Below are 13587 nucleotides of genomic sequence, written 5' to 3'. Positions count from 1 at the left end.
TACAATGAGAGCAGGTGCTTGAATGCTTCACGAACTAAAATTAAATGAAGGACTAGGCGGGTTAGCTGGTCAAACCTTATACACAACAAAGAGTGGTATAACGGTTACAAGCAGTGACCCTGTTTACTCCCATAGCTCTAACTACTATATGGGTAACTTGTTTAATGGAATCAACAACACTGCTGATACTAATAAGTACTGGTTGTCCCAGAGCGCAGAAAATGTCACATTGGACTTTGATTTCAATAGTATTTTAGGTCAAGTAAATAAATTTCACAAAATTTTCATTTACCCAAGAACTAGGGATGACTCCATTAGTGACTACCGCGTCCTTGGGTCGAATGACAAGATAGCTTGGACGGAGTTAGTTCCCCTTATCACCAACACTTACGCCAACTGCCCGTATGGTACAGAACATGAGCATATCCTGAATAGGAAATTCCGATATATCTGTATCGAGTTATATCGTAAAGGAAACTGGGGAGCATCCTTGAACGGGATTAAGGTTATTGCTGACGTGGTTGACGATTACGAGGAAGCCACTAGTGTAGGCTTTTCGTACCCTACTCCTGATCGTGGATGGAAACGAATAGATGATACTTCGCCAGCAATATCCTATAAGGTGAAAAGACCCTATAATTCTGCCGCAGGAACTATACACTACAACGCTGAAGAAATAAGATTTAATTTTGTCGGAGACAGTCTAAGGTTGGTTTACCATCATAATACGGGAAGCAATGGAGATGTTGTCTACATTGATGACGTACCTTACCCCACAACTATGACAACCCTTGGAGCATCGGCGCTTGTTTTTAGTATCACAGGACTTACCTATGGAGAGCATCAGGTCGTCATCAAAACCTCTATCGGGTCGGGGTGGTTCTCTCAGTTCGATGCGTTCGAGATTGGTGTAAACGGACATTTTCCGGCGGTATTAGGGGCTCAGCTTACAATCCCTGATGGCGGGTGGAAGAGATTTAACGACGACAGGTTAAGTTACCCTAATGGTCACACATTATACACGGCGACAGCTACTTCAGGCATGTACGGGACTTCAGCAAGGGTACTAACACCTACAACAAACCAGAACCAAATTAAGTTCAGGTTTTACGGTTCTATGCTTCGGGTTCTAGCTTGTACTTATACTGGACGGAATGACAACATGCGTATTCGTATTGATTCCTTGCCTGAAGAGTTTTTCACCAGCAACTACCCTACAGCCAACATTGGACAGGTGGTGGTATATGAAAAAATAAACCTTGGAAAGGGACTCCATGATGTGACTGTTGATTTTGGCGATCTGCACAACGGAGGACAGTTCTTCATGGATGCTGTTGATATAGACGATGATGGGGATATCGTAGCCAGTATAGGTTCGTCTCTTCCTCAACCCGAGCAAGGTTGGAAGAGGTATGGAAGTAAGCACCCTTCCGTGTCTTACTGGAATTTCTCGAACGCGTGGAACTCTGACGCAAAGGCTTACGAGGGTGCTATTTCATATGACGACAGGAATGTAGATGCGAAGATATCCTTTAAATTCATAGGTACTAAGTTTCGCATAATCAGTGCCTACAACATTGCAGCCTATCGAGGAAATGACATAATCACAGTTGATGGTACTAGCTATACTTATTCGACTGTCGGTGAATCCTTGTATACAGCTATCATGTTTGAGATGACAGGGCTTGAGCATAAAGAACACACGATTGAGATTACTAAAGAAGCAGGTAAGACTTTAACTTTAGAGGCTGTGGACATAGACGAGGACGGGCGGCTACTTCATAGCAGGGAAGTTCTGACGGAAGCAGGTATGAAAGTAGGGGACAGGATTCGCTGTCACTACAGAACTTATGACAATACTTCTATTGGTTCTTTCGCTGGGTTAGGCGAAGAGACCGGCGATTTCCTTCCTGGAATTCCTGCAGCAGGTGCCCCTAGTGGTGACTTTTATTTAATAGCTGTTGAAGAGGACAGGCTTGGCAGAATTAAAATGATTGCTGACCGAAACCTTCACGGGGGTATTACTTGGAATACATTGAATGATGAAGGGTTCGTGATAGGTAAGGTTCTTGAACAGGTACTGTTACCTACCGTACCCCGGATGACCTCTAACACAGGGGATGGGGTATCACTAACTGCCAGTAGTAGCTCCAACGCCACCACAGAACCTTGGAAAATGTTTAGCGGGGATAGTCTTGCATCCGACAGGTGGGTTGCACCTGGAAAATCACCTGCTTGGCTTGTAGTTTCTTATGACAAACCTAGGCTGATTAAGGCGTATTCTTTACTGTCACGTACAGTAATTTCTGCCGCACCCAAGACGTGGCAGATGCATGGCAGTCATGATAGTACGAATTGGACGTTACTTGAAGAACGTATCGACGAAACAGGACTTGCGTCAAATCGTACATTTTATATGGAAAATGATACTGCCTACCAACACTACCGTTGGACGATAACTGCAAATAATGGGTACACCGGATACTTTGCTAGTGTTGATGCTATGCAGATGTTCGAGGAAACCACCTCCGGCATCAAAGCTGTAGTTAGCTTACCAACGGGTGGTGCTCATGCTAGGGACATAGATAACGACTGGGATAAATACGTAGTCTCTTCTAGCTTGGGCGGCTATACTAACCCTGGTGATAACAAGGTATGGAATTGGAGTCAGTGTTACTCACATACCATTAACACCTATACCTCAATCGGGTATAAAACAGTCCGTGGAAATACTGCGGTAGCAACTAAAAACAACGTGTCGACGACAGAAACTTCCCGTACTTGGACGGGATTCAGACCTACTTTCTTGATGACAGGTAACACAAAGGGAAGCAGCACGCTTGTCAGCGAGATTTACGTAAGACCACGGGTGGATATCAAGAGCAAGTTACACGTCTTCCAGAACACCATTATAGAGGAAGAGTATAAGCATAACTTGGTTGACGTGACTGAACCGGTTACGGCAACGGACTGGAAGGGATACGTTCTTGAAGTCCCAAGCTTCCACAGCGCAGGTCACGAGCCATGGATGATGCTTAACAATTCTACTGACGGTTCAGGGTGGGCGCTGGCATCAGGTCAGAGAACAGGTTGGTTCATTTTCGACTACGGCAAGCCGCTCAAGGTCGCGGGGTACGGTGTAGGGGCAAGGTTATCGTACCATAATCAGACGCCGCGAGACTGGACGCTTTACGGTAGTACTGACAAGCAAGACTGGGAGTTTCTGGACTCAACGACCAGCGTACCTACTTGGAGAACTGGAGAACTTCGCCAGTATGTTCTTGGAGGTCATGTTTATGGTAAGGAGTTCAGGTACTTCAAGATGGAGTTCGGAAATTCTTCCGCTGGGTCGCAATTAGCTATTCAAGAGTTTGAATTGTACCAAGTTCATCAAGAAGGCCTAGAACAGAATAAGTCTCACGTAACGGTGCCTTACAGAAACAATTTTCCGTCCGTTATTACGGTAAAGCCTCACGGTAAAATGACGGGACGTTTTGCAGTCGCTCCTGTTTATGTAGACGATACACCTTCCACCATTCAGGTAAAAATTCACGATAACTTGGTCAGCCACATCTCCGTTCGTGCCGCTGGTAAGATGCGGGGAACGTTCTCTGTCATGCCGCCGCCGAAGGTAGAACTAAGCCTATCACCAGTCAAGGACGCTTTCGTCCGGTCTAATGTACCTCGTCTGAACTACGGAGAAGAGCAGGAGATGATGGTAGGTCGGACCATGAACGGGGAGGATTTCAACTCTTTACTTCAGTTCGATATCCGTTCTATACCAGCAGGTGTGAGACTGAAGAAAGCCCACCTCATGCTTTATGTGGAGCAGACTGCTATGGTTGGTACTCCAATCGGCCTGTACGAGATTGAAGCTGACTGGTCAGAGGTCGGGGTGACATGGGCAAGTACGCCAGTCTACGGACGTAAGCTTACGGAGTTAAGTGCGGACGTAGCCAAGGAGCATGCTGAGGTTGACGTTCTCGATATCGTGAAGGAGTGGTACAACGGGACAGCCATAAACATGGGCATATTGCTGAAGGCAGAGCAGCAATTAATGGATGTTTATGCTCGTTTTGGAACACGTGAGCGCGGGAACAGGTATGAACCTAAGCTTGTTATTGAGTATGATGACCCTAAAGTAGCAAGCCCAGGATTTGCTGAGGTTATCGCGCACATCGTAGCACGACAAAACAAGGATAAGGAAGTTAAGTCCACCATCACCATCAAGAGCACTTGGGATGACAGACCTCCCATTACAGGCCACATTCGTGTCCTCAACCCGATGATGATAGAGACGTTTTTGACGGTACGGCGTGACAATATGTACTCGAAAATCACGGTCAAGAGAAAGGATGACAAACCCCTTACGACCACCATCACGGTGCGGTCTAAGGATGAGTCTGTACTGCTGACTAACCTGGTCGTAACCAGAGACTTCCTGACGGGATTCGTTACCGTAAGTAGAAGTGACGAAGACGAAATACCTTCAGTCATAACGGTCAGACGCTTGGATGACGATGATTCGGTTTCTAGCATAACGGTCAGCAGACCCAGCTTGGCGGGCTTCTTATCGGTCATCGCAAGCTCTGTTATCCCATCTAGCATTACTGTCATTGGCGAACAAGTAAGTGATGTAGAGAGCCTACTCACCGTAAGGCGTTCGGACGACCGTGACATTACGTCAAGTATAGAAGTATGGTCTAACTCGTCATTAGAGAGTAGTATTATTGTCAAGTCTGGTTATTTAGCCTCAAGCATTACAGTACCGTTCAAGGGTAACAAAGACCTGAAAGCAACCATCAGGGTAAACGAACGGTATCACAGCGACTTGACCACGAATCTGGAAGTAATTCAAGGCTCAAGCTTACCTTGTTCGATTACAGTAGAGATGTACGACGATGGTTCGTACGCATTCATTATGTAACATAGCCCCCTACATACTCGGTAGGGGTAAGCCTGTCGACAAAGCCCTCATTTTGAGGGCTTTTTTCGTTTCAAATTGTAAGCGAAGGCCGAAATGGTACAGTCGGTGGTTCAAATAAAGAACTCTTCCGTCTCATATAGCCACTCTCCGGATCCGTCACCTTCTCCAAGCTTAAAATGCGAAGCATATCCTTCCAAGAACAGGAGGAATCACCTCCCAATTAACTTATATTGTGTATAACATTCAGCAAAGGAGGGGAAGTCATGCAAGAGGTAATAAGCAAGAGAACAATGTTCGAAAAGCATTTTCACCTAGGTGACGGCAAGTATACCGCAGAAATTTCATCTACCCCTCTACACTACTTGTCCGCCGATGGCAAATGGGAAGAGATATCCAATGAAATAAATGATTTCAATGGGTGGGAGTTTTCAAAGGGTGCTCTGTCCAACACATTCAAAATTTACTTTGGAGATAATACGGTGAGTAACAGTCACTTAGTAGGGATTGAAAAAGTAACAGACCACGGTACTAAATGGGTCAACTTCAAGTTGAAGGGGGCTAACCCGACCGTATTTGACACTAAAGGTTCTGCATGTGTCTTCCGAGAGTGTTTTAGGGGCGTTGATGTAGAGTACGTGATTAGTGAAGGAATGTTGAAAGAGAACATCATACTCAAACATGTGGTAGGGATGACGACGTTCTCTTTTACTATTAAAAAAGGGAGCACCGACATAATCAAGGAAGGAAGAGAAGCCAAGGTTGTTGATGAGGAAGGTAATGTGGTATGGAACTTAGGTATTCCTTTCATGATTGACGCAAATGGTGATGTAAGTTACGGAGTTGATTACGGAATTTTCCAAGGAGAGACCTATGATGAATTGGTTTTGGAGGTACGTGATACAGATTTCTTGAAAAATGCCGCCTATCCCGTAGTAATAGACCCAACAACTACGGCTAAAGACGACACTAACTTCATTTGGAAAAACTTAAGTGCTGCAGCGGCAGTTAGCCAAAATGAAATGTATATAGGGTCTTACGAACCAGGCAGGTCAGATCACCGTGAAGTCTACACTATGATTACATTCCCTGATGTTATAGAAGAGTTAAGAGGTAATAAGGATTTGGTCATAAGTAAGGCGGACCTTGATATCAGAATCAAAACGGATTCCCTTATAGGTGCTTGGGCTACTTCCCACGGTGTTGGTTGGGATGTATATGCAACGACAACCGCATGGGACAGTAACGTGACTTATGCCACAAGACCAGACCAAGGAACGGATTTAATACATTCATTGCCTTACAGAAGCCCAGCAACCCAAATGGATGGTATGTGGCTAAGAATTGATCTACGAAATACGTTACTAGACAGGCAGACAACAGGACTTGTCTTCAGACGTGGGGGATATGTAGGCGGAACTACAATGACCTTCTACCCACCAAACAGTTCTGTTAACTCTCCTAAGCTAACTGTGGAATACCTGGTCAAACCAGTTATTGCATTTCATGACGGGACAAACAGTAGTGGAATGTATTACTCCGACGGATATAACAATATCTTCAAACTGCTTGATTTCGGTACTCTTGTAGCTGGGCAAACATCAGCACCAGTTCGGGTATTCGTCAAGAACTTGGCTGGGTTTGAGGTGACAAACCTTCGGGTATTCGTCGCACCTGAGGAATTCCCAGAAAAGACCGATATCGAACTTAGTCAGTTCAATAGCCCATTTATTCCAGAGCAAGTTCTGAGGTTTAATGGGACGTTTGCTAACGATGAAGAGTCTCAGTTCTATATTAGGGTAGTGACTCAGGAGGATACGATGGCGGGCGGGGACTTCAACATATATTCCAAGTCTGACCCTCTGTGATAGAGGGTTATTTAGAAAGGAGATCGTCTATGTCTAAGGTGGGACAAATACTTCCAGCGCCAGAGACTGGATGGAAGAGGTATGACGATAACGCTGTTGGCGCAGTGACAGATATGACCTATGGAACATCCTCAGCATACTACAATGGTGGCGGTCATTCTACTGCAGTGGCGGGTAAACACTTTACGTTTAGATTCGTAGGGACACAGTTAAGAATCCTGACGTACAACGCTTACGATCACGCTGGCGCAGTAGGAATAACCGTAGATGGTGTCTACGAATCATATGCTGAAAACTTGGGCAATCTTGGCGCAAACGTTGTTGTGTTTGAGAAGCTAGGGCTTGAGGATAAGGAGCACATAGTAAAGATAGAGTCAGCTTCTACAGGGTACTATACGACAATAGATGCCATTGACATTAATGCGGGGGGTCGTATTGTAATACCTGTGACCGTAGGGTCAATCCTAAAAGAGCCAGAGGAAGGATGGAGACGGATAGACCATACTGATGCGAGTATAAATTATGTAGGGGCATGGACCCCCAACTACGCATCTACAGATTCCTATGGTGGAGGGTATGCATACACTTCGTCAAACATAGCGTTCGTTAAATTTAATTTTTACGGGACAAAGGTCAGAATTATTGCCAGGAAAGGCGATACCACATATACAACACAAGCAGAGCTAGTGGTGGACGGGAAAGTTGTAGCAACTTACTCCAACACAGGTGATGGGACTCAGCAAGTGTTGATGGCAGAAGCCACGGGATTAGCTTTAGGTGAGCACGTGGTTATTGTCAGAGTTAAATCTGGGGCAACGGCAGGGTTGAATTTAGATGCTGTTGATATCGACGATGGAGGGAGATTAGTAAAGAGGGCTTTCATAGGGGAGTCCTTAACAGCACCAGAAGATGGATGGAAGAGGGTAGATAGTCTACTACTGACCAACTACTTATTTGGTAGCTGGACGCTATCCAATCAACCATTGGCTTATGATAAAAGTTACCATTTAGCCACTGGCACTGTGACCAGGGATTCCCACAAATTCAAGTTTAGGTTCTCTGGGACTAAGTTGAGATTGATAGGGGTTATGTTCAACACTGCATCTCCTGACTGTTACCTAAAGATTGATGGAGAAGAGTACCGTTTCTCGCAAAGGCAGTCTACCACAGTCTATCAGGCTTTAAACATAGAGGTTATTGGTCTACCATTGGCGATACATGAAGTAGAAGTGACCGCAATTCACACTTCAGGTTCGTACTACCTCGATGCTCTTGACATTGACGCTGACGGTTACTTGGTTGTAGAGCAGAATTACCCCGACACGGGAGGGAAGTTATGCACTTCCTTAGCTGAAATGATGGTAGGGGATTATATTCGCTGTGGCTACAAGGCTACGTCTGGTGCGGCAGGTAGGTTCTTCGGATTCGGCTCGGGGAAGGAAGATTTTGAGATTCCATTGGATAGCACTCTGACACCTGACGGGTACTTTAATTTCATTAAGGTTGCAGAGGGTGTTCTTGTTGCCGATAGAAGCCTGCAGCACGGGATTAGTTGGCAGACGCTCAACAATGCGGGATACATTCACGGGACAAGGCTAGTCGCCCCCGATAACCCTGTGATGACTTCTAATTTGCTTCCTTACGGTAAAGCTTCGTGTAGCTCTGCTCTTAGTACTTCTTACGATGCTTGGTACGCCTTTAATGGAATAGATAGTACTTGGGGCTGGATTACACCAATAGCTAATAACCCGTGCTGGCTGGAATACGAGTTCCCTGAGCCTACCGTAATTAGGAGGTATTCACTCAGAGCACCGCTCACTAATACTGTTATGCCAAGGAACTGGACTTTTGAAGCGTGGGACGAATCTGGTTGGGTTGTTCTTGACACCAATTCCTACTCAGGGTGGTTCACTACAGAGGAAAGGGATTATGCTATCCCCAACAATAAAGCCTACAAACGGTATCGTGTACACATTCAGAGGAACGATGGACACGCAAACTATACTGGTGTAGGTCAGTTAAGGCTTTACAAAGAACAGGCGCTGACACGGGTTAGGGTTTTGAATGGAGGAACTTGTTACGCAGATGCTTATGGTAACCCTTCAAACATAAACAAAGGATACGGAATATACCCTACTGACAATGAGTGGGACAAGTACCTAGGTAAAGGTGATTTCATAACACTAGAGACTGACAACGGGGAAACAGTTTGGAGGTTCTCGGGGCTGGTAACTGAGTGGGTTCAGGATACAATCCGGACTGGTTTTACAACCAGTGGAGGGTTTGAAGCTTCAGGCTCTGGACGGACGGTAAGGGGAATAGGCGGGTATCGAGATGTTTATTGGAGTACGATAGGTACTTACGTCTCCCCTACGAAGATAGGATTTAGACCAGTCGTTGAGTATTACCTTGATTAGTCTCAATACAATGAGAGCGGGTGTTTGAATGATTTACGAACTGAGGTTAGGTAATGGTCTGGGCGGCACTGCTGGTCAGACTTTATATACAACAAAAAGTGGGATTACAGTAACAAGTAGTGATTCTGTTTACACAAATTCCGTTTATTACCACATAGGTTATTTGTTCGACGGTATTGATAATGACAGTAGCGCTAATAGGTACTGGTTGACTTCTGGTGCTGGATTTGTCACTTTGGATTTTGATTTTTATAGTATTTTAGGGCAAGTGAACAACTTTCATAAATTGATTATCTACCCAAGGACCAGGGACGATACTATAAGTGACTACCGCATCCTTGGTTCGGACGACAAGGCAACATGGACAGAGTTAGTATCCCGTGTCTATAACACCTACGCCAATTGTCCTTACGGTACAGCCAGAGAGCATGTATTGAATAAGAAATTCCGATTTATTCGAATCGAACTGTTCCGTAACGGGGCTTGGGGGGCGACCCTGAATGGCGTTAAGTTCATTGCTGACGTGGCTGACGATTTCGAGGAAGAGACTGGCATAGGAAATGCATACCCTGTACCAGATAGTGGGTGGCAACGTATTGAGGACACTTACCCTCTTATACAATATAAGGTAAAGAACCCATACGGCGGCTACATGCACTACAACGCTAACGAGATAAGGTTCAATTTTGTAGGAGACCGACTTAGATTAGTGTATGACTACAACTGGGGCGGTAATGGGGACGTTGTGTACATAGATGACATTCCGTACCCTACTATAAAAGTAAACTCTAGCGTACCTACTCTTGTGTTTAGCATTAAAGGACTAGGGAACAGAGAGCATAGCGTTCTAATTAAAACCTATGTCGGGTATGATTGGTTCTCTCAGTTCGATGCCCTTGAGATTGGGATAAACGATTATATGGTTCTCCCATTAGGGACTCAATTCCCTAATCCCGATCAAGGGTGGAAACGATTTAACGATGATACTTTATCCTATCCTAACGGGTACGTATCTAATACTGTCCTCACAGGTGCGTATGGCGGTAATGTTCGAGTCCTTGCCCCGACAGAGGACAAGAACAATACTATCCAGTTTAAGTTCTATGGCTCAAAACTTAGAGTTTACGCAGGTACTGATCCAAGCCGTAACGAACGCATGAGGATTAGAATTAATGACCTTCCTGAAGAGTTCTTTACAAGTAGCTACGCTACAACAGGTGGACAGGTGGTTGTGTACGAGAAGCTAGGCATGGTAAAGCAAGTCCATGAGGTGACCATAGACTTTGGACTTCCTGTACAAAATGGCGGGCAATTTTTTATGGACGCTATCGACATTGACTCTGACGGATATGTTTTAGGTACTCTGGGATCAGCGCTACCACAGCCTGAACGTGGGTGGAGAAGGTATGGAAGTAAGGACAACGCTCTCTCTTACCTTAACTTCTCACACGCATGGTCGGCAGATGCTAATGCTTATGGTGGCATTATTTCTTACGATAACCAAAACTCCAACGTAAACGCAAAACTATCCTTTAAGTTTACAGGGACTAAGCTTCGTATTATATCCGCTTACAACGCCAACAACAGAGGTAACAACATCATTAAAGTAGATGGAGTCTCCTATACGTATACTGAACTACGGTCTCACTTGCAGTACACTTCTGTTCAGTTTGAACTTACAGGGCTTGAGAATACAATCCATTTTGTCGAGATAACCAAGGAAGCAAACATGGTTCTTTCGTTGGAAGCTGTTGACATTGAAGAGACTGGTCGGTTGTTGCACGTAAGAGAAGTTCTGACGGAATCAGGTATAAAGGTAGGGGACAGGGTTCGCTGTAACTACCATGCTTATACCAATAACGAAGTGGGTATTTTCTCTAATTTAGGTAAAGAGACAAGTGATTTTCTACCTGTCGTCCCTACGGCGGTCGCTCCTAGTGGTGACTTTTATTTAATCGCCGTTGATGACGATAAGCTAGGAAGAATCAAGCTAATTGCTGACCGAAACGTTCAGGGGGGGATTTCCTGGAATACCCTGAATGACGATGGTTGGGTAACGGGTAAGCTTCTTGAAAAGATGCTTGTTCCCACCATCCCACGTCTGACTTCAAACGTAGGTGATGGTGTAATCTTAACTAGATATAACGCCTACAGCCCTGTCTATGATACTTGGAAGATGTTTGACGGGGACAACACAGCTACTGACGCTAATAGGTGGGTAACAACTTACCCTGCACCGTCTTGGCTTACAATCGCCTACGACAAACCTAGGACAATCAAAGCTTACTCTTTGCTGTCTCGTATATACAATCCTGCTGCACCGAAGACATGGCAGATGCACGGAAGTAATAACGGAACGGACTGGACGCTACTTGATGAACGTACCAACGAAGCAGGTCTTGCGATAACACGTAGGTTCTATATGAATAACGACACTGCTTATACTCACTACCGCTGGACGATAACCGCTACGAATGGATACTCTGGCTACTTCGCCAGCGTGGATGAGATGCAAATGTTTGAGGATGCTGTCTCAGATATTACAGCTTTTGTTAGCTTGCCATCGGGTGGTGTCTCGACTTCGGACAAGGACAACGATTGGGATAAGTACGTAGTCAGTTCTGACTTGGGCGGCCCTTCGAATGCTGGCGACAATAAGGTATGGAATTGGAGTAACTGTTGGTCACACACACTCAACACCTACCCCTCAGTAGGGTACAGGGCAGTGCGTGGGTACAATTCGGCGGCGGCTATGTCGTATGTAACCCCAACGGAACTTCAGCTTGGGGCTACTGGATTCAGACCTACCTTCCTTGTGGCGGCTAGTACGAGAGGTGAAAATGACCTAGTTGGTGAGATTTACGTCAAACCACGAGTTGATATCCCGACAACGTTGAACGTATATAAGGACTCCATTATAGAGGAGGATTTCACTCACGATTTAGTTGACGTGACGGTCCCAGTAACAGCTACCGACTGGATGGGATACTCTGTAGAAGTGTCAGGGGTATATGACAGTAATCATACAGCCTGGCTTGCATTCAATAACTCTAGTATGGGGAATCCTTGGGCAACACCAGCAGGTGCAAGAGCAGGTTGGATAGTCTTCGACTATGGGCAACCATTGATGATTGCAGGATACGGGTTAGCGGCAAGATTTTCTTCCCAAACACAAACCCCACGTGACTGGGTAATCTACGGTAGTAATGACAAGACTCGCTGGGATGTACTGGATGTGGTATCTAACTGCCCAACGTGGGGCAGTGGGGAACTCAGAAAGTACGTACTTAACAAAAAATACTACGCTAAAACATTTAGGTACTATCGGTTGGAGTTCTCAAACTCAGCGGTAGGTAACCAACTGTCTTGGCAAGAGATTGAACTGTACGAAGCTTACCAAGTATCCGTAGAGCAGAGAAAGAGTTACGTGCAAGTCCCGTACAGGAATGACCTGACTTCATCCATCACGGTAAAGCCTCACGGTAAAATGACGGGACGTTTTGCAGTCGCTCCTGTTTATATAGACGATACGTCATCCACCATTCAGGTAAAAGTTCACGATAACTTGGTCAGCCACATCTCCGTTCGTGCCGCTGGTAAGATGCGGGGAACGTTCTCTGTCATGCCGCCGCCGAAGGTAGAACTAAACCTATCACCAGTCAAGGACGCTTTCGTTCGGTCTAATGTACCTCGTCTGAACTACGGAGAAGAGCAGGAGATAATGGTGGGTCGGACCATGAACGGGGAGGATTTCAACTCCTTGCTTCAGTTCGATATCCGTTCTATACCAGCAGGTGTGAGGCTGAAGAAAGCCCACCTCATGCTTTATGTGGAGCAGACCGCTATGGTTGGTACCCCGATCGGCCTGTACGAGATTGAAGCTGACTGGTCAGAGGTCGGGGTGACATGGGCAAGTACGCCAGTCTACGGACGTAAGCTTACGGAGTTAAGTGCGGACGTAGCCAAGGAGTATGCTGAGATTGACGTTCTCGATATCGTGAAGGAGTGGTACAACGGGACAGCCATAAACATGGGCATATTGCTGAAGGCAGAGCAGCAATTGATGGATGTTTATGCTCGTTTTGGAACACGTGAGCGCGGGGACAAGTATGAACCTAAGCTTGTTATTGAGTATGATGACCCTAAAGTAGCAAGCCCAGGATTTGCTGAGGTTATCGCGCACATCGTAGCACGACAAAACAAGGATAAGGAAGTTAAGTCCACCATCACCATCAAGAGCACTTGGGATGACAGCCCCCCGATTACCGGCCACATTCGTGTCCTCAACCCGATGATGATAGAGACGTTTTTGACGGTACGGCGTGACAATATGTACTCGAAAATCACGGTCAAGAGAAAGGATGACAAACCCCTTACG

Annotated in this window: 4 protein-coding genes; all 4 read left to right on the top strand. The window is 45.6% G+C overall.

What is annotated here, in order from left to right; translation table 11 throughout:
* The first annotated feature begins 22 nt into the window (after positions 1-22).
* Complete coding sequence (locus AC0YNW_RS27515; protein ID WP_475834589.1) at positions 23-4927, top strand: DNRLRE domain-containing protein; 4905 nt, start codon at positions 23-25, stop codon at positions 4925-4927.
* Between the two features lie 263 nt (positions 4928-5190).
* A complete protein-coding gene (locus tag AC0YNW_RS27510) occupies positions 5191-6792 on the top strand; it encodes a hypothetical protein (RefSeq protein ID WP_475834588.1) in 1602 nt (533 codons plus the stop codon).
* Positions 6793-6821: 29 nt separating this feature from the next.
* On the top strand, positions 6822-9209 hold the full coding sequence (locus AC0YNW_RS27505; protein ID WP_475834587.1) for a hypothetical protein: 2388 nt from the start codon (positions 6822-6824) through the stop codon (positions 9207-9209).
* 28 nt (positions 9210-9237) lie between these two features.
* A partial coding sequence (locus tag AC0YNW_RS27500) for a DNRLRE domain-containing protein (RefSeq protein WP_475834586.1) occupies positions 9238-13587 on the top strand: 4350 nt, incomplete at its 3' end.

The sequence above is a fragment of the Paenibacillus sp. J31R120 genome (assembly GCF_056269225.1).
Note: the sequence above shows the minus strand (reverse complement) of the source record. Positions and strands in the feature narration are given on the sequence as shown.